At 41.1% G+C, this 25,052-nt stretch carries 17 protein-coding genes; 14 read left to right on the plus strand and 3 right to left on the minus strand.

Translation table 11 applies throughout. From position 1 onward, the window contains the following. A complete protein-coding gene (locus RMY64_RS18870) occupies window positions 1-1,092 on the plus strand; it encodes a WD40 repeat domain-containing protein (RefSeq protein WP_322671094.1) in 1,092 nt (363 codons plus the stop codon). A gap of 22 nt (window positions 1,093-1,114) precedes the next feature. On the opposite strand, the gene RMY64_RS18875 is transcribed toward RMY64_RS18870, so the two are convergent. Continuing rightward, complete coding sequence (locus tag RMY64_RS18875; protein ID WP_322671095.1) at window positions 1,115-1,678, minus strand: Uma2 family endonuclease; 564 nt, start codon at window positions 1,676-1,678, stop codon at window positions 1,115-1,117. 45 nt (window positions 1,679-1,723) lie between these two features. Here RMY64_RS18875 and RMY64_RS18880 point away from each other — a divergent pair, with 45 nt between their 5' ends. Then, window positions 1,724-2,905 (plus strand): ATP-binding protein, encoded by a 1,182-nt coding sequence (locus RMY64_RS18880; RefSeq protein ID WP_322700819.1) that lies wholly within the window; start codon window positions 1,724-1,726, stop codon window positions 2,903-2,905. Between the two features lie 442 nt (window positions 2,906-3,347). After that, entirely contained in the window at window positions 3,348-4,550 is a 1,203-nt protein-coding gene (locus RMY64_RS18885) for an AAA family ATPase (protein ID WP_322700820.1), read from the plus strand. A 9-nt stretch (window positions 4,551-4,559) separates the two neighbouring features. On the opposite strand, the gene RMY64_RS18890 is transcribed toward RMY64_RS18885, so the two are convergent. Together RMY64_RS18890 and RMY64_RS18895 are read right to left on the minus strand one after the other, a co-directional pair. Then, complete coding sequence (locus RMY64_RS18890) at window positions 4,560-5,432, minus strand: response regulator transcription factor (RefSeq protein WP_322700821.1); 873 nt, start codon at window positions 5,430-5,432, stop codon at window positions 4,560-4,562. A 114-nt stretch (window positions 5,433-5,546) separates the two neighbouring features. Further along, complete coding sequence (locus RMY64_RS18895; RefSeq protein ID WP_322689415.1) at window positions 5,547-7,526, minus strand: scytonemin biosynthesis sensor histidine kinase; 1,980 nt, start codon at window positions 7,524-7,526, stop codon at window positions 5,547-5,549. Between the two features lie 1,663 nt (window positions 7,527-9,189). On the opposite strand from RMY64_RS18895, the gene scyA reads away from it, so the two are divergent. From scyA to RMY64_RS18950, 11 genes are all read left to right on the plus strand, one after another. After that, on the plus strand, window positions 9,190-11,067 hold the full coding sequence (gene scyA, locus RMY64_RS18900; protein WP_322686283.1) for a scytonemin biosynthesis protein ScyA: 1,878 nt from the start codon (window positions 9,190-9,192) through the stop codon (window positions 11,065-11,067). Between the two features lie 310 nt (window positions 11,068-11,377). Further along, a complete protein-coding gene (scyB, locus tag RMY64_RS18905) occupies window positions 11,378-12,439 on the plus strand; it encodes a tryptophan dehydrogenase ScyB (RefSeq protein ID WP_322671100.1) in 1,062 nt (353 codons plus the stop codon). A 25-nt stretch (window positions 12,440-12,464) separates the two neighbouring features. Beyond that, on the plus strand, window positions 12,465-13,436 hold the full coding sequence (gene scyC, locus RMY64_RS18910; protein ID WP_322671101.1) for a scytonemin biosynthesis cyclase/decarboxylase ScyC: 972 nt from the start codon (window positions 12,465-12,467) through the stop codon (window positions 13,434-13,436). 90 nt (window positions 13,437-13,526) lie between these two features. After that, window positions 13,527-14,792, plus strand: a complete 1,266-nt coding sequence (locus RMY64_RS18915) for a ScyD/ScyE family protein (protein ID WP_322700822.1) — start codon at window positions 13,527-13,529, stop codon at window positions 14,790-14,792. A 127-nt stretch (window positions 14,793-14,919) separates the two neighbouring features. Next, on the plus strand, window positions 14,920-16,296 hold the full coding sequence (locus RMY64_RS18920) for a ScyD/ScyE family protein (RefSeq protein WP_322700823.1): 1,377 nt from the start codon (window positions 14,920-14,922) through the stop codon (window positions 16,294-16,296). Window positions 16,297-16,468: 172 nt separating this feature from the next. Next, the gene (scyF, locus tag RMY64_RS18925; protein WP_322671104.1) at window positions 16,469-17,665 is read left to right on the plus strand and encodes a scytonemin biosynthesis PEP-CTERM protein ScyF; all 1,197 of its coding nucleotides are present in this window, start codon (window positions 16,469-16,471) and stop codon (window positions 17,663-17,665) included. 450 nt (window positions 17,666-18,115) lie between these two features. Beyond that, a complete protein-coding gene (locus tag RMY64_RS18930) occupies window positions 18,116-19,468 on the plus strand; it encodes a glycosyltransferase family 4 protein (protein ID WP_322700824.1) in 1,353 nt (450 codons plus the stop codon). Window positions 19,469-19,505: 37 nt separating this feature from the next. Beyond that, window positions 19,506-20,585 (plus strand): bifunctional chorismate mutase/prephenate dehydrogenase, encoded by a 1,080-nt coding sequence (tyrA, locus tag RMY64_RS18935; protein WP_322700825.1) that lies wholly within the window; start codon window positions 19,506-19,508, stop codon window positions 20,583-20,585. Window positions 20,586-20,597: 12 nt separating this feature from the next. Beyond that, the gene (locus RMY64_RS18940) at window positions 20,598-21,242 is read left to right on the plus strand and encodes a DsbA family oxidoreductase (protein ID WP_322686287.1); all 645 of its coding nucleotides are present in this window, start codon (window positions 20,598-20,600) and stop codon (window positions 21,240-21,242) included. Continuing rightward, the gene (locus RMY64_RS18945) at window positions 21,239-22,435 is read left to right on the plus strand and encodes a 3-dehydroquinate synthase (RefSeq protein ID WP_322700826.1); all 1,197 of its coding nucleotides are present in this window, start codon (window positions 21,239-21,241) and stop codon (window positions 22,433-22,435) included. The genes RMY64_RS18940 and RMY64_RS18945 overlap by 4 nt, the downstream gene beginning before the upstream one ends. A 356-nt stretch (window positions 22,436-22,791) precedes the next feature. Beyond that, window positions 22,792-24,984, plus strand: coding sequence for an anthranilate synthase (locus RMY64_RS18950; protein ID WP_322700827.1), 2,193 nt, complete (start codon window positions 22,792-22,794; stop codon window positions 24,982-24,984). Window positions 24,985-25,052: the final 68 nt, after the last annotated feature.

Genomic DNA, 25,052 nt, shown 5'->3' on the forward strand with positions numbered 1-25,052 from the left:
ATGGGAGAATTCGCTGACAAATTAGCGGCACAAAGTCCCGCTTTTCAACGTGCTTACTTGGGTAGTTTAGCGCCAAACTTGGTGAAGTCAGGCAAATTAGAGAAGTATTACCAAACCCTAACTAATTTTGATTTTATGGTGGCAAAGATTAACCATCCTGAGTTTGGAGTGCAGCCGCTAATTGAAGATTATGATTTGATTAAGGATTCAGAGGTATTAAAAAACCCAGAGTATAACCAAAATAAAATTCATGTTCTGAAATTAATTGAAGGAACATTACGGCTATCAGCACATATTTTGAACAAAAACCAGATAGAGTTATTACCTCAACTATGGGGGCGTTTACTATCTTTTGAATTACCAGAGATTAAAGCTTTTTTGATGATGGTCAAGCAATCACAATCTCAACCTCAACCTTGGTTTCGCCCACTGATACCTAGTTTAGATCCCCCTGGTCGAACTTTGCTACGCACGCTCACTGGTCATAGCAGTTCAGTAGATGCTATTACCGTTACTTCCAACGGTAAATACATAATTTCTGGTTCAAACGATAAAACGCTAAAAGTATGGGATCTAGAAATAGGCAAGGAAATTTCCTCTTTTACAGGACATACTGACAAGATAAATACAATAGTAGTGACGCCTGACGATAAACTCCTGATTTCTGGTTCAAATGACAAAACGATCAAAATTTGGGATTTGGAAACAGGAACAGAGCTTTACACATTAATAGGTCATACTGACTCTGTACAAGCCGTAGCTTTGACACCTAATGGTAAACAGGTGATTTCTAGCTCAATAGACAATACTCTCAAAGTTTGGAATTTGAAAACAGGGCAAGAAATTTTTAGTATTACAGGCAACGGCAATCAAGTAAATACTGTTACAGTTACGCCAGATAGTAAGCATTTGATTTATCATATTTCATACGACAACTCTATCCAAGTCTTGGATTTGGAAAGTCAGAATGTAATAGCCAGTTTTACAGGGGAAAGTGCATTAACCTGCTGTGCTGTTGCATCAGATGGCATGACAATTGTGGCAGGTGAAGCATCAGGTAGGGTGCATTTTTTGCGTCTTGAGACAAGATAGAGGAATGAGGAAAGAAATAATTTTATCTGCCAAAGATTTCTTTGACGGTAATATTAACGTCAGGGAAGGCTTGAATTGATAAAGTTTGACCGCTAGTGAACTTTTGCATCAGCTGATATCCTGCGGCTGTTGGTTGTTGATAAACTTCCACAATTTGCTCGTTAATATCTACTAACCAAACTTCAATTATGTTTGCTTCCGCATATAAAGGAATTTTCTCTTCCCGGTCATACATCACAGTCGAATCAGATACTTCAATTAATAAAAAAATATCCTGGGGTTGGGGGTGTGCTGTGGCGTAGAAATCATTACGGGGTTTAAGTAATGCCACATCTGGCTGAGGTTCTGAGTTATCGTTCAACGCGATCGGATTTTGAGCAGCAAGTATAACCCGTTTACCCAACAGCTGCACCAACAGATTAACTAGTCGATTTACACAAGCAGCGTGTTTTGTCCCAATCGGCGACATCTCAATAATCTCTCCCCGAATCAATTCCACTCGGTCATCCTCTGTGAGAATCCCCGACTCAACCATCTTATGATATTGCTCAACTGTGAATTTCCGTCTTAGCAATTGTATAGACATCGCCACCTCCACTGTTGCCTCATCTTTTAATTATTCTCCAAAATCATGAATTCACCACCCAAACCACCCACTGCAATCAATTCCAGAGGACATCCCACGGAGTTTGAGCAAATCATTCAAGAAAAAAGCCAAAACTTTGTCGGTCGTGAATTTGTTTTCATTGCTATTAACAACTTTCTCCACCGCCATCACCAGGGTTACTTCACTATCATTGGCGCACCCGGTAGCGGTAAAAGTGCCATCCTCGCCAAATATGTGACAAACAATCCTCAAGTTATTTATTACAATGCCGAACTTGAGGGTAAAAATCGTGCTGACGAATTTCTCATAAATATCTGCACGCAACTCATTAATCAATACTCGCTTAATTACACCTCCCTGCCTGATAACGCCACAGAGGGAAGTTGGTTTTTCTCTAGTCTTCTCCAGCAAATCAGTGATGAGTTAGAACCCGATCAAAAACTGATAATTGCCATTGATGGATTAAATTGCATTGACCGTAACAGCCAACCACCTGGTACAAATCTGTTTTATCTCCCCCGCTATCTCCCGGATGGGGTCTATTTCCTCCTCACTCGTAGACCTTTCTTGCGGGAGAAGTCGGGTTTATTAATTGAAACGCCGTCCCAAAGTCTTGATTTAGCAGATTATCCAGAACAAAATCGGCGAGATATTCAAGCATATATTCAAAATTACCTAACCCCCGATGAAGAGATCCCCCCAACCCCCCTTGAAAAGGAAGGCAATATTCCCCCCTTGTTAACGGGAATTAGGGGGGATCTTAAATTTTGGCTGAGTAATCACCAGATTAATCAGCAAGAATTCTGCGATCGCCTCACCGCTTTGAGCGAAAATAATTTTATGTATCTCAGTCAGGTAATAAGTGCGATTGCAGAAAATTTCTACCTAATACCTTTCCAGTACAATCAACTCACGCCTGGTTTAGAGGCATATTATCAGCAGCATTTACACAAAATGTTTCCATCCGAACAAAAGACGAAACATAGCACAGATGTGTTAAATGTTTTAATCCAGCAGCAAAAAGCAATATCGGTGGAAGCGTTGGCGCAACCCGCCGCAGGCATCGCACAAATCATTGATACTGATGAGTATGAAGTTGAAGAAGTCCTAGAAAATTGGCTAGAGTTCTTACAGCAAAAACAAATCGCCTCAGAAACCCATTACAGTCTGTATCATTCCAGCTTTCGAGACTGGCTAGGTAAATAGCAAATAAAACCTTCTGAAAAATATCCACGGACATGATATACAGCAGAATTCAAGAGTCAGAATTCAGGAATCAGAATGGGCTATGCCCCACTGCGCTAACAGAAGTAAAACAAGCTTTGTACCTTCAGGCTAGCTTGTGTACTTCATCAACTTGAAATATGCTGTAAGTCCTCATCTACAGACGGATAAGTAGTGCAGGTACATCAATCGCTAAAAGTAAGCAGTCACTTACCAATTGGTTTGTCAAAAAAGTTGACATAAGTAGTTTTTTTGTAATGCAGTGTACTACAATAGTAATGAGTTAAATTAAAAAGACTTCTTCGCCAGTACAGTGGAAATAAAATTACCATTTGCACGCAATTAGTTGATATTACGAGAAAAAATTTTCAAAACTTTCTACTTAACACAAAATAACTTAATTAACGCTGCATAACCGATAAATATGGATTTTGACTATTTTAGAAGCAATGAAGGCAGTCCTACAAATAATACTCGGCAAAGCTTACTTGCTTGCGGTTGGCGACCATTTAATCGAGAATTAGACTGGGGGTTTTTGTGGCAACTATTGTACAGTGACTCCCGCGAATTAAGTCAAAAAAGTTTGAATTTGGCGAGTAATATTGCTGATGTTTTAGGACGAAACAATTATGCTTGGTGGGCTAATTTATTAAGTGTTGTATCTGATAATACCCGCTACGAAGTTGAAAAGTTTTGGAATTACATCACGCCAGATCCGCAATCACCAGATCATCGCTACAAAGATGTTTTGAGTACGGAAACGCCTATTGTCCAATTTGTCAGTCGTAGTAGTATTCCTATTGATTATGTTCTGAATCGACTGCAAGAAATTACTGTACTGCGAGTTTTAGGTGTATTGGGTAATCCTGATATTATTACTCAGTATCACTCAGAAAGAGATTTTTACTTTCCGATAGATAAATTTGTTAGCTGGGAACGCTTAGACGTTATTAATACTGTTTACGCTTACTGGTCTAAGTATGACATTTGGTTGCAAATCGATCCTTACGATCGCGGCCGACGACAATATACTTTAATGGCGAAAAATCTCGCGCCACTAATTAACAAAGCAACTTACGACTTAGCAGTGATGCTGAGTGGATATCAAAGTCGTGTAGGCAAAGTTCATAGTCAATTTAACATTCGGACATTTCCCGCAGATATCCAAAACTTTACTGATTCTGTACAGCAAGCGATTTTAAATCAAAACCAGTTAGCGGTTGTTGTACATGGACAACCAGGTACTGGTAAAACAGTCTGGACACAGGCAGTAGCAAAAGAAATTCTTGTACCTTTAGGGTATGTAATTTTTATTTTAGATCATGATGCGATCACTAATTTTGTCCCACCGACTTACATAGAACGTATTTGTATCGTTATTAACGAAGCTGATAATCTAGCGCAAAATCGTGCTTCGGAGGTAGCGCAATACAATAACAAAACCGAACACATTTTGAGTTTGCTAGATGGCACTTTATATCAGAGTGTAATTGATGATTCTGGTATTCAGATGCAGCAACGGTTAGTTGTCTTGATGACTTGTAATACTACTGAAAGATTAGATCCAGCCATGTTACGTAAAGGTAGGGTGGATTTAATATATGAATTTACACAACTATTTGTATAAAATCCACTTTCACCACAGTTTCACCTGTTTTTGCGATACAAGCTGATGCTCTTTGCGCCAAGCTTGGGGAGGTAAACCGTGATGTTGGCGAAACTGACGGGAGAAATGAGACACATCCTGATAGCCTAATGCTTTCGCTATCTTCTCGACTGTGTGATTATTATTTTGGAGTAAAAAACAAGCTTCCGCCATCCGGCGTTTGACAATCCAGCAGTTTACAGTCTCTCCACTTGTCTCCTTTACTCGGTTAGTTAAGTAAGCCGATGAGTAACCAACAGCAACAGCCACATCACACAAAGTAATTCCTTCATGATAATGGGCCTCGATAAAGTCGAAAACTTCTTTTAATTGCGGAATGTTGGGAAAGATTGACTTAGGACGAATGTTGACTTCTTTCTCAGAGGCGATGGCAACACCGACAGCGATCGCTGTAGTATCATCTGTAAATGCTGATGATTTTGGAGCTTTCTCTAATTTCCTAGAACACCAGTATTGAAGATTAGCTTGTTTTTCCAAGCGAGTAGCGATCGCTCTGAGCAATTCGTCTAGTGTTGAGGGTTTGCTAAGATAGTCATCTGCTCCCAATTCCATAGCTTTGCGAACATCTGCTCTAGTACTACTGCCAGTCAGAAAAATGAAAGGAATAATTGCTGTCTGAGGATCTTGGCGTAGTGTAGTTAAAACGTTATAACCATCCATATCGGGCATCGTGATATCGCAAATCACTAAGTCGGGTATACGCTTTTGTGCTTGGTGGATGCCAGCAAGACCGTTGTCAGCACCTATTGTATCAAAACCTTTACCCTCAAGACCCTTTAAATAAAGATTGCGAGTAACGTTATCATCTTCAATAACGAGAATTTTCTTTGACGATTCGGACATAATTTTCTTTTTGCAGAAGCTAATTACTAGACTATTTGCTGAATATCTAAATAGACTCGTTCCGAGAGTTATGATTGTTAAATTTTTAGTTAATAACTATCTTCATTTCAACACTCATAACTCGAAACAGGTCAACTCTGATTTGATTAATGGCAGCATTACTGTAAACGTAGAGCCGACATCAATTTCACTTTCTACAGAAACTTGACCATGATGTAAATCTACAAGAGTTTTAAGAATCGATAGTCCTAGTCCAGTGCCAGGTATATGATCGATATTACTACCACGGTAAAATGGCTCAAATATTCGTTGTTGGTCTACTACTGAAATACCGATCCCCCTATCTTTCACTTGGAAAATTATTTTTTCATTTTGGCAAGATAGTTCTAAATTAATTGCCAGATTCGAGAGAGAATACTTAATTGCGTTATCAAGCAAATTCTTCAAAATCGGCTCTAGCAATTTTTTATCTATATATGCTGTTAGAGTTTTATCTTGACTGACAAAATTGATTGTTTTTTGGCTAACAATCATCTGCATTTGTGCAACTAAATCTTCACAAAACTGAACTAATTCAAGCGGTTTGGGTTCAAAGTTTAATTTTGCTGATTCTGCTTTCGAGAAGAACAAAATATCATCCAACATCAGGCTCAATTGTTCGGTGGCTTTTTGAATGTGATCGAGTAATGGTTGGATTTTCTTCTGTGTACGTTTGTCTACTTCTTCTTTAAGTAAACTATTAGAAAATGAAACAATATTCAGTGGAGTTCGGAATTGATGGCAAACCATAGCAAGAAAACGCGCTCTAAGTTCGCTAAGTTGTTTGGCTTGTTCTAAAGCTTGGTTAAGACCTAATTCTGCATATTTGTAATCGGTAATATCGATACCTGCAATTAATTCGACTGGGTTTCCCCCAAAATCCAGCACTCCGTCAAGCTTGGCAACTGCACAAGCTAGCCAGCGCTCCGTGCCGTTTTTTGTTAAAATATTCATCTCCTGGTATTCAAAATCAGCGGCTTCATCCTGCTTACGTACTTGCCTGCGTTTTTTGCTCTTAATCAGTCGGCGAAGATCGAAACCTGTTAGTAGTTCCTCTTTTGTGTAGCCAGTGAGTTGCTCTACTGCCGGATTTATGTAGCAAAGCCGCGTACCTTGAATCAGAAAAGTACCGGCATCTGTCGTTTCTGCTAAAGTCCGAAATCTAGTTGCGTTCAGTCGTAATGCTTCTTCAGTCTGTTTCGATTCAGTAATGTCCCAAATACTCCACACTCTCCCAATAATTTTACCCTCAAGCAATTGAGGTTTAGAATAGTGCGCGAAAACTCTCCCATCTTTCAACTCTAGAATGTCGTAACTCTCGAAATCAGATTGGCTAGACACTTCCCAAATCAGCCGACTAAAGGCTTGTGGATCTTTTAGTTGGCTCTCAAAAAAGGATTTGCATCGAGGACATTTCTTAGATAGTATTAGGGACTCTGGGATCTGCCACATATCCACAAATTTCTGATTCAAGCTCAGAATATCTCCCTCAAAGTTAACTGCAACAATACCAATAGCAGTAGACTCAAGAGTAGAGCGAAGTAAAGAAAGAGATGTTTCTAGTTCTACTTCTTTGTCCTTGAGTTGAGAAAATTCTTGTTGCAAATTGTCTTTGGCATCTTTTAATTCATCGGTCCACTTTTGGACGCTCAATTCTACTATTTCATCCGTTTTCTCACGAGCAAAGGCACAGCCAAATTCCATATCTTGGTGTTTTACATAGTTCATCGATATTTCTACCAGAAATATCCGACCTCCTTTTGCCCGATAGCGAGATTTAAAGGTAAGGGAACCCTGTGAGCTAATATCTGACCAATTATGCTGCGAAAAATCTACATCTATATCATGCAGCCTCATAGAAAGTAATTCCTCACGGGAATACTCAGTCATCAGGCAAGTGGCATCGTTGACGTAAAGAAACTGCCCGTTTGCTCCTAAACAAAAGGCAGCATCTACAGCGTGATTTATTAGGAAGTGAGCAAACTTCATCTCTATTTCTGGTTGCAGTGCCCATTGATTGTTCGATCTAGCTAGTGTATATTCGCCAGAATTCATGTTCATACTTCCTCCTGGTAATCAATCAGCACCATTCCCATTAAAGAGTTAATAGTCATAAATTCCCAAAATCTTTGGTGTACTTTTTGGCTGTTAAAAAATAAAAATAGTCAAAATAGTTAGTATATTAAAAAATATTACTAATTATTCTTAATAAAACTTATCATACCAGGAAAAGGTGAATTGTTAAACCAAATTTTTCTAAAAAAATAAACTAAATATTTTTTTAATTATTGACTTAAACAAGTTTTTATATACAAAATTTAGAGCGGTCAATCAGCCCTGTTAGATAAAAGTTCAACGCTCTTAATCTATAAGTAAAAAAAATATTTTAAATTTAACCTAGCCCTGTATGACAACTAACTAATAGACATCTTTAGAAATTAACTACGCATTAGCAATAACCCTTGTAAAGATGTAGCAGTGCTACCTCTTTATAAGAGTTCACCAATCTAAAATTCCTGGGATTTCCACTGGGGAAAGGTTAAAGAATAAAAATTTTTCTCCTTTAGCCTTTTCCTTAACAAGAATTTTGGCAAACTAGTTGTGTAGAGTCCTTTGATTTTCAACATAAATGAATTTGCGGTAGTGGGTCTGGCTTAAATGAATAAACTTCAACTTATCAACTTATTTTCTTAATTTATCTTAACCTACCTTCTCAGGAATTTAACTATAGAAGAATATGCTTAGTCATCTGTCGCAAGAAGTACATTTGTATCACCAGTGTACGTAAGAATTATGTGTTCTATTGTATGTTTTCTTTCAAAAACTAAGTCCGTATTCGTATATTAGGTATATACTGTTGATTTATGCATTATCAAAAACACTTTTTTAAAGATATTCATGCCCTGAATACTTTGTCATCTCTCAAAGGAACTATAAAAAGTCAAAAAATGATGTCTTTATCGTTACAAATAATTGACTCAAAGAGTTTTTGGTGGCAATATAAAGACCGCTTAATCGCCTCATGCTTAAATTCGGATAAAAAGTTGTGTAAGTTCTAAAGCAAAAGAATTGACACCCACATCAAAAGATTTCCTATTGCAAATTTGGTAATGTGCCGCTTCTGCGATTGCAGAATATCAATTTTTCAGGTGGCTAAGTTGCAAATGTGACAATCACGAAAAAAGCAAAAAAATTGACACATACATCAAAAGATTTTTCATTGTAAATTAGGTTTTTATTCTAGCGGTCAAGAAACTTATCAAGCGTTTCTTAATTAGATCGGTGCTATTAAAGCTAACTATATTAAGTTTTGTAAACATTCTGAGACACGCTTAACTTCGGTTAATTACCAGTTTCTACACCTTTACACAACTTAGTTTTTTCCCACCGAACTACCGCCGATCTACTTAAATACTGTAGTCATCACATAGAAGCGAAAAATTTGACATCCTTATCAAAAGATTTTTGATTGTACAACAGTCTTCATCTCCTTTATTCTGGTGGCAAGAAGCACAGCCTCAACTGTTGTATGCTTTTGGTAAAAATTTTTTGGTACTGCGCTCACAAGCATCAATCAGCAGCGATTCGCCATTTCTACTCTTGACCAAGCTAGGTCATCGCTGCAAGAAACAACAGAGTTGTTTGTAATAAATATTTCTAGCGCTGTGATTGTAAACTAAAAAGCCTTTGTATAACTTTCTGAAATTACGTGAAACCAATGAGTCAAAACTATACTGGTTCAAATCCTCTCATCACCACTGAGCCATACAAGGAACTTCCCGCAAACAGATATGTAGAATCTGTGTCTGACTCCCGTCAGCTTGATGAATCGGAGAATAATGGGGGAATTCAGGCTTTTTTAAACGATGAAACAGCCCCAACGCTCTCAGTTGCCGATGCGATCGCTCAAATGTTGGAAAATTTGGGAGTAAGCTACGCTTTTGGTGTCGCAGGTGGTGCAATGGCAAGCCTTTGGGGTGCGTTATCCAATAGCAGCATAGAGGTGTTAAACTTCCGCCATGAAGCCGGAGCAGCATTTGCAGCCACCGAGGCTTACTTTGCAAATAATCGCCCAACTGTAGTTTTTACCACAGCCGGGCCGGGGATCACTAACGCCCTCACCGGGTTATTTGCGGCTCGTGGTGAAGGTGCAAAGGTGATTTTGTTGTCGGCTTGTACCTCAGCACCGCAGCGTGGACGTTGGGCAATTCAAGAAACCAGCACTTACACATTGCCCAGTGGAGGAATTTTTACCCCAGGAGCGTTATTCAACTATGCAGTCACGATTGAATCTGCGGCTCAACTACCGCAGATTTTCCGTAAACTTGCATTAGCGATGGCGCAACCAGGCGGATTTGTTGCCCATTTGAGCATTCCCACCAGTGTGCAAACAAGTTTAGTTGAGAATATAGCTTTACCCCAGCTAGATATTTCTCCGTTTCCGATGACTGCTTCCAAAGAAGCGATCGCTAAATCTGTAGAGTTATTATCATCTGGCCCCTTTGCTATCTGGGTTGGTTTCGGTGCGCGTGACGCAGCAGAAGAAATTCTGGAACTGGCTGAAAAAACCGGAGCAGCCGTTATGTGTTCGCCCCGTGCTAAAGGTATTTTCCCTGAAGATCATCCCCAATTTGTGGGTGTTACAGGTTTAGGCGGTCATGCTTCCGTCTTAACTTATATGGAACAGCAACCTCCACTACGCACACTCGTATTAGGAACCCGTCTTGGCGAACCGACTTCTTTCTGGAGTTCGGCGCTAGTTCCAAAAGGAGGTTTTGTCCATGTTGATATTGACCCAGAAGTGCCAGGTGTAGCCTATCCTCACGTTGAAACTTTCCCAGTTCGGTCTGATATCAAAGCTTTTGTGAAAGAGTTGTTGCAGCAATTGCCGGATGCTCCTGATTCTACAATGTCGCTACCTCGTCCAGAACACAAAGCAATTGAACCTGCTACAGAGGTAGATTATCCAGTGCGGCCAGAAGTATTGATGGCAGCAATTCAAAAGATAATTGTTGAAGATAGCGATGCCGTAGTCATGGCGGAGTGTGGTAACTCGTTTACTTGGTCAACGCATCTACTCCAATTTTCCGAAGCCAATCGTTACCGAGTCAGTACCGGAGTCGGAGCAATGGGCCACGCCGTCACCGGAGTATTGGGTGCAGCACTGGCGAGCAAAAGCAAGGCTGTAGGGATTGTTGGCGATGGAGCAATGCTGATGAATAACGAAATCAGCACAGCCGTGAAATACAAAATTCCGGCAATCTGGATTGTACTCAACGATGCGCGTTACAACATGTGCCATCAAGGAATGAAAATCTTGGGATTAAAGGGCGCAGATGCAACAATGCCACCAACAAACTTTGCGATGATTGCTCGTGGGATGGGAGCAGAAGCGATCGTTGTCGTCAGAGAGTCGGATATTGAAGCTGCATTACAACAAGCGATCGCATCAAATGTCCCTTTTCTCATTGATGTAGTGATTGATGCCGACCGCCCAGCACCTTCTGGCGGACGTAATAAGAGTTTGGCAGCACAAGGAATTAAATCAAATGCCGCTAAAAATCCAGCCAAGCAGGTTTCATTTCCAATGGTTTGATTTTAAAAGTTTGCAATCTCATTCAATTGTTATAGACACTAAAACACTGCAATCAAGCTGAATTTACAACGCAGTTTTGATTAGTTAATTCAGTAAAAGAGAAAGGATGAGTTTAGAAGCGACAAAAGTTTTCTTTTAGTCAGAAACTCCACTCAAAAAGCTGGAATCTAAAACTTCTTTTTTAAACCCTAAGTCTTTTCTTAACTTCATCTAATCTTAATATTCAAGAGTGTTTTTATGTCTATATCTTTATATTTTGTAATGTTCATTACTTTCTCTAAACAATTCCAACCAATATCAAGAGGACAAGATGCTGCTATTTGAAACTGTTAGAGAAATGGGTCACGAACAAGTTCTGTTTTGTCATGGTAAAAATCCAGAAATTAAGGCAATTATTGCCATCCATGACACAACCTTGGGCCCAGCAATGGGAGCTACAAGAATCTTGCCTTATGTCAACGAAGAAGCTGCTTTAAAAGACGCACTTCGTCTGAGTCGTGGAATGACATATAAAGCTGCCTGTGCCAACATTCCGGCTGGTGGGGGAAAAGCAGTTATTATAGCTAATCCGGAAAATAAAACAGATGATTTGTTAAGAGCTTATGGACGTTTTGTTGATAGCCTGAATGGACGTTTTATTACCGGACAAGATGTCAATATTACCCCTGACGATGTGCGGACAATTAGTCAAGAAACGAAATATGTTGTTGGGGTATCAGAAAAATCTGGCGGGCCTGCTCCCATAACTTCACTAGGAGTTTTTCTGGGAATTAAAGCTGCTGTAGAATCTCGTTGGCAGAGCAAAAGACTTGATGGGATGAAAGTTGCAGTTCAAGGCTTAGGAAATGTCGGTAAAAATCTCTGTCGTCACTTACATGAGCATGATGTCCAGCTTTTTGTTAGCGATGTAGATCCAGTCAAAGCAGAAGAAGTGAAACGGCTTTTTGGCGCAACTATTGTAGAACCATCTGAAATTTACTCACTTGATGTAGATATCTTTTCTCCTTGTGCTTTAGGAGGAATTCTTAATAGTCATACAATTCCTTTTCTGCAAGCTTCGATTATTGCTGGTGCAGCTAATAATCAATTGGATAATGAGCAATTACATAGTCAAATGCTTGCCAAAAAAGGGATACTTTACAGTCCCGATTATGTAATTAATGCTGGAGGATTAATTAATGTTTATAACGAAATGATTGGTTATGACGAAGAAAAAGCTTTCAAGCAAGTGCATAACATTTATGACACGCTATTAGCAATTTTTGAGATTGCTAAAGAGCAAGGAGTTACTACCAACGATGCTGCCAGACGATTAGCAGAAGACCGGATCGACAAGATTAAGCGAAGTAAAACTACAGCGATCGCAGCTTAATTATTATTATCTTCAGGAGTGAAAAATGGAAAAAAATACCTTTGCTACATCAGCATATATTGCTACTTCCCCAGAAAGCGCTTTTGAGTATCTTTGTAGTTTAAAAAACTTAGATGAATGGACGCTTTATAGCCGGATGAAAGAGCAAATTGACGAAGATACCTGGCTGGGAACTGCGTCTGGTTATCACAAAAATCTCTATTATCATGTTAAAAAATTAGAAAATCCACTTTTCTACGGCATTGAGTGGCACTGTGGATTAGAGTATCAGAAATATTTTCAGGTTTACCCTGTTTTGCTGTTTCCCACTGATTATATCGAGCCGGGAACAGATGAAAAAGGTGTGTACTTTCACTGGTTGAGCTTTGTCGATCCCAAACGGCAGACTCAGATGATCATGCAGGGAATTCACACAGTACATACTTCTGAATGTCGCTCTCTCAAAGGGAATTTGGAACGTAAAGCTGGTCTGACCTCAGCAGCTAAAGGAAGCCACTTTATTGATACAGACACCATTTATGTTGATGCTCCTGTTGAAATTGGTATTGAATACTTAAAGGATTTACAAAACATAGATGAGTGGGCACATCTACTGCGACCGAATGGCGATATTACTTCTGATTCAGGTGAATTCAAAGATGAATATGACCAGAAGGTAAAAGTTTCTGTGCGCGTTCATAGTCTGAGTAAATACTACTTGCTTGAGCAAGAATATTATTATCCAGATTACGAATATTATCAGCGTTCTGTAGCGTTACTCATTCCAACCGCTTACGCTTTCGCCGATCCAGAAGCCTCTGGTTTTATCTTGCATCGAATCACATTCTGGAAAACAGATGGAACTGTAACCCACGGCAAACTTCAAATTGAAGACTATGGCGCTGAGAGCATGAACATCAAACGTTTACTCGAAGCCAAAGCTGGCAACCTCAAATCATTTGATCGAGGAATGAGCTATCTACCAAAAGCTCCAGAGCCACTAGTTAATAGTCATTAGTCATTGGTCATTGGTCATTGGTCAACTAACAAAAAAAAAGGACAAAGGACAAAGAACAAAGGACAAATGACAAATGACAAATGACGAAATATGAAACATAAACAACTTACTATTACCTTCCTCACTTTTTGTGTTACCGCTTTTTCGGGAATGAAAGCTGCCTCAGCTGCATCCTTTTCAGTAATCGCCGACGGTCTATATAATGCCGGAGGACTAAGCTTTGGCCCTGATGGCGATCTCTATGTTACAGAGGCGGGCATCGGGGGAAGTGGCGGTTGTGTGCCACCAGCAAGCGGTCAAGGCGACTCTCTATGCTATGGCACAAGTGGGGCAGTTACCAAAATTGAGAATGGTAAAACCGAGCGCATACTTACAGGACTTCCTTCTATAGCATTACCAGATGGTACTGGAGCCGGTGGCCCTCGTAACATCCAATTTGATGCTACAGGTAAACCTTATGTTCTGATTGGGTATGGGGCGAATCCAACCTTTCGCGATCGCAATTTAGGTGACACTGACCTCGGTAAAATCATTGCTCCCGACTTTAAGACCAATTCCTGGACGAGTGTTGCTGATTTAGCTAACTATGAACTCGCCAATAATCCCGATGGTGGTGATGTCGGTAGCAATCCCTTGGGCTTTGTAATAGATGGCAATAAGTTAGTTGTAGCTGATGCAGGTGCAAACGACTTACTCAGTGTTAATACTAGCGGTAGTAACTTGCAAGCTCTTACTACCTTTCCCCAAGACATATTAACTAATCCCGTCTTTCCACCTTCTGATACCCCATCCAATGAACCGGCACAGGTTCCATCTCAAGGGGAAGCGGTGCGAGGCCCATCGCAGTTTGCCACTCAACCAGTACCTTCGGGCGTGGCAAAAGGGCCTGATGGTGCTTATTACATCAGCCAATTTACTGGTTTCCCTTTCCCAGAAAGCGGCGCAAAAATCTATCGAGTCGGTGCTGATGGGAAATCATCAGTCTTCGCTGATGGTTTTACCCAACTTACAGACTTGCAATTCGATCCTGCGGGCAATTTGTATGCTTTGCAGTACGCCAATCAGTCAGCTTGGAAGGGTGATTTTGATGGTTCTGTAATCAAAATAGCTCCCGATGGCACACGCACAACTCTTCTGAGTGGCAATGGATTAGAGTCGCCTAGTGCCCTGACTATTGCTGCTGATGGTGCAGTATACGTTACCAACCGAGGCGATCGCCCTGGATTTGGACAAGTTCTCAAAATTGAAAATACCAAGTCTATTCCTGAACCTGATTCTGCTTTAGGTGTGTTAGCGATCGCTGCCTTGGGCGTTGGTTGGTTGCACAAGAAGAAAGAGCTACCAAACCTCCCATAAATAGAGTCGTGGCGCTCGAATAAAGAGTTTCAAACCAATCTTGCGTTCCTCAAAGACTGCAATTCGTTGTCTTTAAAACCATAAAAGTTTCCCCAAACAAATTATTTAACTCTCAATCTCCAAAGGTATGAAACTCAAGTCATTTGCTCTTACATCTGTTACATTTTGTTTTACTGCTATTTGTGGAACACTATCTGCACAAGCTGCAACGCTAACGACAGTTGTCGATGGAGTTAGTAATGCACGGGGTGTTAGCTTTGGCCCTGACGGCAGTCTCTACGTAGCAGAGCCAGGTATCGGCGGTAACGGAAATTGCCAACCATCTCCGAGTACGTTGTTTCAGCCTATCTGTGCTGGTAATACTAGTTCACTAGTCAAAGTTTCACCAAACGGCACAAAACAGCGTCTACTTAATAACTTTCAGTCTTTAGCAGAGCAACCCACCGGCAACCAAGGCGCTGGTATTGAAGACATACAATTCGATTCTAAAGGGAATGCTTATCTGCTGACAGGGTTTGCCGGTTATCCAGGAAACCGCGATCTAGCAACACTTAACCTTGGTTCTAAATCCCCACTCCCACCACAGCAACTTGCAACTTTCCCGCCATCAACGCCCGATAAAGTTTTGAATACGCCGCTTCTAGCACAACTGTACCAAGTTGACTTGAACACCGGATCTCTCAATAGTATTTTTGACTTTGCTAAAAATGAAATCACCCAAAATCCAGACAAGGGGGATGTAGTTACCAATCCCTACGATCTGGCTATTAGTGGCGATAATGCTTATGTCGTTGATGGGGGCGGGAACACTGCTTACAAAATCAAGCTTGACGGAAGTAAGTCACAAGCGATCGCAATTCCTAAAAATATTATTAGTAAGTCAGATTTGCCACCAGGATTACAATTACCTCCTGGGCTATTAGAGGAACTTCCAGGAGGAAAAATAGCAATTCAATCAGTACCCACAGGTGGCGCAATTGGCCCCGATGGAGCTTTATATGTTGGTGAATATACGGGTTTTCCTTATCCAGATGGTAAATCGCGGATCTTCCGCATTGGCGAAGATCAAAAACCAGAAGTTTTTCTCGATGGCTTTACGCACATCACCGACCTAACCTTTGATGAGAAAGGTGATTTGCTGGTTTTACAGTTCAGCGACAAGTCCCAGTTGGGGGGTGACATCACAAATCTACCTGGATCTCTCATCCAAGTTGCTCCTGACGGCACTCGTACAACGCTTGTTGCAGCAGGTCAAGGGCTAGATTCGGCTGATGGAATTGATATTGGCCCTGATGGCAAGATTTATATTACCAATCGCGGTGTCGGCCCAGAACGCGGGGAAGTTGTTCGGGTGGATGGTGTCGTTGCCGAAAAAGTCCCCGAACCTGGTTCAGTAGTCGGCTTACTAGCACTTGCTAGTGTAGGCGCAACTGCTGCTTACGCCAAGCGCAAACGCCAACACAAATTGGGTGAAGAGTTGCTAACCGAAGCAGAGACTGTCTAAATCCCTCTTTACCTGACACCAGGTAAAGCTTACAGAATAGGCTGCTGCCCAAAAGAGAAAGTTGCATTTCCAACAAGAGGCAGCAGCCCAAATTTCAGAGTTCCCAAACTAGGACGGGGAACAAAATTAGTCTAGGAAAGAGTATACCTTATACAACCAGGACTTAAAACTCATGGGATTAGTCAAAAATTTGTCAATTGGCATTCTCGGTACTGGATTGATGGTGTTGGCAACAGCAGCCCAAGCCAAAGCTGTAACATTAACTTACGACAGAAGTATCGGCAGTCCTGGCTTCGGGCCAGGGCAGCTTTTTGTTCCCCAAGGGATAACGGTAGATGATTCGGGGAATACCCTCATAGCTAACGGACGCGGTGTTAACCCAGATGGTACTCCTAACTACAACCTCGGTAACAAAATTGAAAAATTTAGTCCCACCGGTCAGTATATTGGAGCAATTGGTTCCGGCGGCACAGGGCCCGGACAGTTTGACGAGCCAACAACTGTAGACTTTAATCCCGTAACAGGGGATTTGTATGCAGGTGATGTTTACAACAACCGCATTAATCAATTCGATCCTCAGGGTAACTTTATTAGATCCTTTGCAAACGGAGATTTTACCCCTCGTGTAAACGATCGGATTTTCTTTGGGCCATCTGGTGTGACTTTTGACAAGACTGGCAACGTTTACGTAGGTGATTTTAACGGCGAAAGAATCCTCAAATTCACACCTGACGGAAAGCAAATTGGTGTCATTGGTGGCACTTTAGGCACTGCACTAGGAGAAACTCAAGGTGTAGCAGGTATAAGAATTTCCCCAGTCAGTGGAAATATCTTTCTAGCTGACCAGTATAACAACCGCGTTCAAGTACTCGATCCAAATGGCAAACCTCTGTACGCATTTGGTTCAGCAGGTAGCGGCCCTGGACAACTTCTTCAGCCAATTGGCATCGAAGTGGATGACCAAGAGAATGTTTATGTAGCTGATTCTATCAACAGCCGCGTTCAGGTATTTGATAAAAACGGTAAGTTCTTGACTTCCTACGGTGAAAATGCACGCGATGCATCAGGTAATCCTGTACCGCCTCCAGCATTAACTGGCCCTCCTTTTGGTAACCCCCTCGACCTCACACCAGGCAGATTTAACTGGACTGGTGGCACAACCCTCAAAGATGGCAAGCTGTATGTGGGCGATTTCTTCCAAGGTCGCGTCCAAGTGCTAAACGTAGAGGGCAGAAGGCAAGTACCAGAACCTAGTTCAGCATTGGGTTTAGCATTGCTTGGGCTTGGGGCTGCTACCGTCACATTGCGGAAACGCGGGCAACAAAAGCCAGTCTTCAGTTTAGAGAAGACGTTGCAAAAACAGTGCTGAGTTCTCATGATTTAGTAGCAGTAAAGTGACCGAATTCGAGTTCAGAGGTCGAAGTTCCAAGTTCAGAAGCTGAAGTTCCGAGTTCAAAGGTCGAAGTTCCAAGTTCAGAGGCTGAAGTTCCAAGTTCAGAAGCTGAAGTTCCGAGTTCAGAGGTCGAAGTTCCGAGTTCAGAGGCTGAAGTTCTGAGTTCAGAGGTCGAAGTTCCCAGTTCAAAGGCTGAAGTTCTGAGTTCAGAGGTCGAAGTTCCCAGTTCAGAAGCTGAAGTTCCGAGTTCAAAGGCTGAAGTGGATTAAACAAAATCTAAAACTTCTGTTTCGTGGGGTGCGTTATGCCCTTGGTAACACACCTTACGAAAATTTCAGGTCATTAAATCTGGAATCAGGGAGATAAAAACTGGAAATACTAAATAAAGCCAAGATTATCAAGGTGCTTTTAGCACATTAACGGTTAATGCACATTCTGATTTATTCATACAACTATCATCCAGAACCAATTGGTATTGCACCTTTGATGACTGAACTAGCAGAAGGGCTGGTGAAGCGAGGGCATCAAGTGCGGGTAATCACAGGTATGCCTAACTATCCTCAGCGTCAGATTTACGATCGCTATCGGGGTAAGTTATACGTTACTGAAAAGAAAAATGGTGTCACTATTCAACGTAGTTACCTGCGGATTAAGTCTAAACCTAACCTTATAGATCGGCTACTGCTAGAGTTGAGCTTTGTCTTTACAAGTTTGCCACAAGCTCTCAAAGGTGAGCGACCTGATTTAATTCTCTTAACAGTGCCACCGTTACTCGTTTGCTTACCTGCAACTTTAATAAGTTGGCTATACAACTGTCCAGTAGTGCTGAATGTGCAAGATATCCTCCCGGAAGCTGCTGTGCGTGTTGGGCTAATTAAGAATAAGTTGATGATTCAAGCTCTGGAAGCTTTAGAAAAATTTGCCTACCGAACTGCACATACCATTAGCGTGATTGCCGATGGTTTCGTAGATAATTTAATCCATAAAGGTGTACCTGCTAATAAAATTGCCTGCATTCCAAATTGGGTAAATCTAAATTTTATCCGTCCTTTACCAAAGGAGAATAACTCCTGGAGAGCTTCCCATCAACTTGATGATAAATTTGTAGTACTTTATTCAGGTAATATTGCTCTGACGCAAGGTTTAGAGACAGTAATAGAAGCAGCATCTCGGTTGCGTCATATTAATGATATTGTCTTTGCGATCGCCGGTGAATCTCAAGCTCTCGAAAGGTTACAAAAACATTGTCTTGCTTGTGGGGCAGATAACGTTTTGCTGCTACCATTGCAACCGCGAGAAAAACTACCGCAAATGTTAGCAGCTGCTGATGTTGGGTTGATTGTGCAAAAGAGCAATGTGATTTCCTTCAATATGCCTTCTAAAATACCACTGCTGTTAGCCAGTGGTCGCCCAATTGTCGGTTCAGTTCCCGCCACTGGTACTGCTGCCAAAGCTATCAAAGAAAGCGGCGGCGGCGTTATCGTTGAGCCAGAGTCAGCAGATGCTTTGGCCGCTGCGGTATTAGATTTATATAATCAGCCGGAACTAGCAGCACAATTAGGGCGCAAAGGAAGAAAGTTTGCGGTAGAAAACTACTCTTTTGAGCAAGCGCTAGATCGGTATGAAGAGTTATTTTATGATGCGATCGCCAAAAGAGCAACAACTTTGGATATCTTGCCCGAATTGAGTTCTAAAAAATCACTTGTTGAGCAAGAGCTTGTGGTACATACCTTGCCCCTTGTGCGCGTGATATCTCAAAGACAAATGACAAATGACTAATGACAAATACTTCGGCTTCGCTCAGTACAAGTGACAAATGATAAATTCAGATCGGCTGAAAAAAACTGACCAAAGGTTGATCGCCTTATTGAGCGATCGCATATCATTATTAGCAGCATCAGAACAACCTTCTCTAGATCGACAACTGGCTGATGTCGCTCCCCTGCTCGCCCAAGCTGGTATTCCTGAATCTGTTTGGGCAAGTTTGCTAAATAGTTGTCATGCCAGTTTGATTCCTAAATATGCAACAAATCATGTCAGTCCCCGACAAATTACCATCATCGGTGGACGCGGTAGGATGGGAAAATTATTTAAAGAGCAACTTTCGCTAGTAGGTAATAATGTTAGCGTCCTCGAATCCGAGGATTGGGAATACGCAGAGCAACTATTAAGTCAGACAGAATTAGTTTTAGTCAGCGTTCCTATTGAACATACAGTTGATGTTATCAAGCGTGCAGCTAAATACCTCGCCCCAACTACCGCTTTGTGTGACATTACGAGTATTAAAACACAGCCAACTCAAGCAATGCTCGAACACCATTCCGGGCCAGTCATGGGTTTACACCCAATGTTTGGGCCAAATATCAAATCGTTTTTTGGACAAAAAGTAGTAGTGTGTCCAGGTAGAAACGATGATTCATTTCAATGGTTTTTAGACTTTATTAAAAGCCAAGGTGGAGAGTTAATTGTTTGTACGCCTGAAGAACACGATCGCATGATGACGATTGTCCAAGCAACGCAACATTTCTGTAGATTTAGTCTTGGCATTTTCTTAGCACAAGTAAAAGTGGACATAGAGCAGAGTTTAACAATGTCAACTCCTAACTACCGTCAAGAAATTGACATTGTTAAACGTTTGTTTTCCCAAAACCCTCACTTATGTGTGGATATTATGCTCGCTACAGAAGAAAGGTGTGATACAATTAGCTTTTTAGCTGATACTTATAGCCGTTTGGCGAAACTAGTAGCAAAGAAAGACAAAGACGCATTAATTCAAGAATTTGAAAAGGCTCAAAGTTTTTTTGAAGATAAAATCAACACTTTTATCCAGCCTTTAAATACAATGGCTATCCCACGAGATTTTCAACCAAAAATTCACACAAATATTAGCATTTAAATCCACAAAAATATGCTGATAGACATATTTCACGATACTGTTTGTCCTTGGTGCAGAATTGGGAAAAAACATCTGTTTGATGCACTAGCACAACAGCAAGAACAAAAAGTACATATTCGCTGGCATCCTTTTCTTTTAGATAATACTGTTCCTGCCGAGGGATACGAATTTCGCAGCTTTATGCAAAATAGAAAAGGTATGAAAGCGAAAGAAATACAACAGATATTTGATAGTACGCAACGCGCAGGTGAGGCGGCTGGAGTTAAGCTAAATTTTGATAAAATCCGTTTGGCTGTCAATACTAAGCTTTCTCATCAACTGATTGCACTTGCACCCGCAAACGTAAAAAACGATGTCGTCGAAGCTATATATAAAGCTTATTTTGAAGACGGTTTGAACATTGGAGATATTGACGTTATTGTTGCCATCGGTACAGCGTATCAGATGAATGCTAGCGAATTAAAGTTGCAATTAAACAATCGCGCGGTGAGTGATGCAGTTATTGCTGAATCAACATTTGCTCGGTTAAATGGCATCAACAGCGTGCCGTTCTTCGTCATCAATGACAAAGTTAAGGTAAATGGTTCTCACTCCGTAGAGGTATTCCTGGAAACTTTGAATCGTGCTGCACTTTTAGATATACCTGCAAAAATATGATAGTTGACATCAAGCAAAAAAGTAGATTAATTCATCAAAGTGTTTCGGTTACTTTTAATTACGAAGTTTACTTTACCCACAATTTATTTGAGTTAAAAAATCCTACCTTAGCCCAAGTGATTGGTGCGGATGAGGAGACAAAGCCAAAGAAATTAGTTGCAGTAATAGACGCAGGAATATTAAAGTATCAACCTGAATTGGTGAAGCAATTAGTCGCGTATACCAAGTTTTATGCAGAGGTATTAGCGATCGCAGCCGAACCGATGATAATTTCGGGGGGAGAAGCTGCTAAAAACGATCGCACTTTATTAGAGCAAATCCAGCAACAGATTGAAGCTGCTGGATTATGTCGCCACTCTTATGTGTTAGCGATCGGGGGCGGGGCGGTGTTGGATTTGGTAGGATATGCAGCCGCAACTGCTCACCGGGGAATCCGGCTAATTCGGGTGCCGACAACGGTGTTAGCGCAAAATGATTCTGGGGTTGGTGTAAAAAACGGCATCAATGCCTTTGGGAAAAAGAATTTTCTTGGCACATTTGCGCCACCTTATGCAGTTATCAATGACTCTGCCTTTTTGACAACCCTAGACGATCGCGATTGGCGTTCTGGAATTGCAGAAGCAGTCAAAGTGGCGCTGATTAAGGATGCTAGCTTTTTTGATTTTATCCACTCTCACACGGCAGCTCTGAGGCGGCGAGATATGGATACTATGCAACAGGTTATCTATCGTTGCGCTCAATTGCATTTAGAACATATTGCCAATGGCGGCGATCCTTTTGAAATGGGTTCGTCTCGTCCCCTGGATTTTGGACATTGGGCGGCTCATAAACTGGAGCATTTGACAAATTATCGCTTGCGTCATGGCGAAGCTGTTGCGATCGGTATTGCTCTGGATAGCACTTATTCTTATTTGGCAGGATTGCTGGATTGTTCGGAGTGGGAACGGATATTAAATAGTTTATCGGCGTTGGGTTTCACGTTGTATGTGCCAGAACTAGCTGAGAAGTTATCACAATTGGAAGATCCTGATTGTTTGTTTCGGGGTTTGACTGAATTCCGCGAACATTTGGGGGGAGAGTTGACTTTGACGCTGTTGAAAGGGATTGGAAAAAGAATTGAGGTTCATGAGGTGAATTTGTTGTTGTATCGGCAAGCAATATCTCTGTTGCAGGAAGTGAGGGGGGAGTTTTAAACGCAGAGGGACGCTGAGGGAAGCGCAAAGGAACGCAGAGGTTTTATGAGGCGATTTACTACTTTTGGGGGAGGCGGATTTTTTTATAGGGTTGTTGGTAAATGTACTAGAAAAGCAGTATAAAAAACGAATAAATTGACACCCAATCGAAAAATTATTCAATGTCTTATCTGCTTGATATCTAGTATTGTTAAATAAGAAGCAAAAAGTTTTTGATTACATCTTTTAAAAAGAATATGTTGGCTTGGATGGATAAAAGATTATCTAAGTCTGTTCTAGGTTTGAAAATAACTACTAATAATGATTAATGGTTGCTGCTTAATGATTGACTAACAAATATTCTAGAGAAATTACTCATGGTTTTTGATTCACGTTCCTACAATACTCTCGGCGGTGTAAGTGTTTCTCGCTCCATCACTGAAGTTAAGATGGACACTGCCCTTGATGATATTCTGTTCCATTTAAATTCTCAGCGTGGAGGATTGCTAAGGAGTAGCTATGAATATCCAGGCAGATACAAAAGATGGGCGCTCGGATTTGTCAATCCACCGTTAGAGTTGACTACCCAAGGAAACTCTTTCACTTTGATAGCGTTGAATGAACGCGGTCAAGTACTTTTACCATTTCTTGTAGAGAAACTATCCCAGTCAGAACAACTTGAGAACATCACCCAAGAAAATAACAATATTGTCGGCTTTATTAAAGCTACAAAAAAATTATTTACTGAAGAGGAACGTAGTAAACAGCCTTCATCATTTACCGTTGTCCGCGAAATTCTATATACTTTCTCTAGTCAAGAAGACGAGCATTTAGGCTTGTATGGTGCGTTTGGTTATGACTTAGTTTTTCAGTTTGAACCAATTACTCAACATTTAGAACGTCCTACAGATCAGCGCGATTTGGTGCTTTATTTGCCAGATGAATTGATTGTTGTTGACTATTATCAGCAACGTGCATTTCGTTTCCAATATGATTTTAAAACAGCGCATGGCAATACCAAGAATCTTCCGAGAACTGGTGAGTCTGTAGATTATCGCGGCAAACATCTTTTACCAAATCAAACTGCTGACCATCAAGTAGGCGAATATGCGAAAAAAGTTGAGGTTGCACTCGATTATTTCCGCAGAGGCGATTTATTTGAAGTTGTTCCTAGTCAAAACTTTTTTGAAGGCTATGAAGACGAACCCAGCAAGCTATTTAATACCTTAAAGGAAATAAATCCCAGTCCTTATGGGTTTATTTTTAATTTAGGTGGCGAATATCTGATTGGTGCATCTCCAGAAATGTTTGTGCGGGTTGAAGGTAGGCGGGTAGAAACTTGTCCAATTAGTGGTACTATTAGCCGGGGACAAGATGCTCTTGACGATGCGGTGCAAATTCGTCAGTTACTCAACTCCCACAAAGATGAAGCTGAGTTGACCATGTGTACTGATGTCGATCGCAATGACAAATCTCGAATCTGCGAACCTGGTTCAGTACGAGTCATCGGTCGTCGCCAGATTGAATTATACAGCCACCTGATACATACTGTAGATCATGTTGAGGGTACTTTGCGATCGCAATTTGATGCTTTAGATGCCTTTCTTTCGCATACATGGGCAGTTACAGTCACCGGCGCACCCAAAAGAGCAGCAATAGATTTTATTGAACGGCACGAAAAGAGCGCCCGACGTTGGTATGGTGGAGCAGTCGGCTATTTAAATTTCAACGGGAATTTAAATACTGGCTTAATTCTACGGACAATTCGATTAAAAGATTGCATCGCTGAAGTGCGAGTCGGTGCTACTGTCCTTTATGACTCAATACCTCAAGCAGAAGAACAAGAAACAATTACCAAAGCTGCTGCTTTATTTGAAACGATTCGCCGTGTAAAGCAAACGAGTCAGAAAATTGATAAGTCTGGTTCTCTAAAATTAAGCAAACAGATTCCAGGTGTAAAATCTAGCAAACGCATCTTATTAATAGACTACGAAGACTCATTTGTTCATACCCTAGCCAATTACATTCGCCAAACTGGTGCAAGCGTCACCACACTGCGTCATGGTTTCTCGGAATCGTTATTCGATACAGAACGCCCTGACTTAGTTGTATTATCTCCTGGCCCTGGTAGACCAAGCGATTTTGGAGTTTCCGAGACTGTCGGTGCCCTTCTGCATCGCCAAATTCCGATTTTTGGAGTTTGTCTGGGACTGCAAGGCATTGTTGAAGCTTTTGATGGCGAATTGGGAGTTCTTAACTATCCTCAACATGGGAAATCCTCACGAATTTTCGTCACCGATTCCAATTCTGTCACCTTCAACAACTTACCGGAATCCTTTGCAGTCGGTAGATATCACTCATTATTTGCCCTACCGCAACGTTTGCCAAAAGAACTCAAAGTAACAGCGATTTCTGATGACGACGTAATTATGGGCATTGAACATCAAACACTTCCCATCGCCGCCGTTCAGTTTCATCCAGAATCAATCATGACTTTAGGTGGAGAAGTCGGTCTGAAAATAATTAAAAATGTGGTGCGTGCATATACGCAATCATTAGTTAGGAGTTAGGAGTTAGGAGTTAGGAGTTGAGAGTTGAGAATATGAAATATGGAATTTGTAAACTGAAATTCTTAACT

Origin of the sequence: Nostoc sp. DedQUE08 (assembly GCF_034530895.1) — a bacterium.
GTDB lineage: Bacteria > Cyanobacteriota > Cyanobacteriia > Cyanobacteriales > Nostocaceae > Nostoc.

Excerpts from the sequence above, each read along its gene's own strand:
- RMY64_RS18870 (WP_322671094.1), top strand. The coding sequence starts at position 1 with ATGGGAGAATTCGCTGACAAATTAGCGGCACAAAGTCCCGCTTTTCAA.
- RMY64_RS18875 (WP_322671095.1), bottom strand. The coding sequence starts at position 1,678 with ATGTCTATACAATTGCTAAGACGGAAATTCACAGTTGAGCAATATCAT.
- RMY64_RS18880 (WP_322700819.1), top strand. The coding sequence starts at position 1,724 with ATGAATTCACCACCCAAACCACCCACTGCAATCAATTCCAGAGGACAT.
- RMY64_RS18885 (WP_322700820.1), top strand. The coding sequence starts at position 3,348 with ATGGATTTTGACTATTTTAGAAGCAATGAAGGCAGTCCTACAAATAAT.
- RMY64_RS18890 (WP_322700821.1), bottom strand. The coding sequence starts at position 5,432 with ATGTCCGAATCGTCAAAGAAAATTCTCGTTATTGAAGATGATAACGTT.
- RMY64_RS18895 (WP_322689415.1), bottom strand. The coding sequence starts at position 7,526 with ATGAATTCTGGCGAATATACACTAGCTAGATCGAACAATCAATGGGCA.
- scyA (WP_322686283.1), top strand. The coding sequence starts at position 9,190 with ATGAGTCAAAACTATACTGGTTCAAATCCTCTCATCACCACTGAGCCA.
- scyB (WP_322671100.1), top strand. The coding sequence starts at position 11,378 with ATGCTGCTATTTGAAACTGTTAGAGAAATGGGTCACGAACAAGTTCTG.
- scyC (WP_322671101.1), top strand. The coding sequence starts at position 12,465 with ATGGAAAAAAATACCTTTGCTACATCAGCATATATTGCTACTTCCCCA.
- RMY64_RS18915 (WP_322700822.1), top strand. The coding sequence starts at position 13,527 with ATGAAACATAAACAACTTACTATTACCTTCCTCACTTTTTGTGTTACC.
- RMY64_RS18920 (WP_322700823.1), top strand. The coding sequence starts at position 14,920 with ATGAAACTCAAGTCATTTGCTCTTACATCTGTTACATTTTGTTTTACT.
- scyF (WP_322671104.1), top strand. The coding sequence starts at position 16,469 with ATGGGATTAGTCAAAAATTTGTCAATTGGCATTCTCGGTACTGGATTG.
- RMY64_RS18930 (WP_322700824.1), top strand. The coding sequence starts at position 18,116 with ATGCACATTCTGATTTATTCATACAACTATCATCCAGAACCAATTGGT.
- tyrA (WP_322700825.1), top strand. The coding sequence starts at position 19,506 with ATGATAAATTCAGATCGGCTGAAAAAAACTGACCAAAGGTTGATCGCC.
- RMY64_RS18940 (WP_322686287.1), top strand. The coding sequence starts at position 20,598 with ATGCTGATAGACATATTTCACGATACTGTTTGTCCTTGGTGCAGAATT.
- RMY64_RS18945 (WP_322700826.1), top strand. The coding sequence starts at position 21,239 with ATGATAGTTGACATCAAGCAAAAAAGTAGATTAATTCATCAAAGTGTT.
- RMY64_RS18950 (WP_322700827.1), top strand. The coding sequence starts at position 22,792 with ATGGTTTTTGATTCACGTTCCTACAATACTCTCGGCGGTGTAAGTGTT.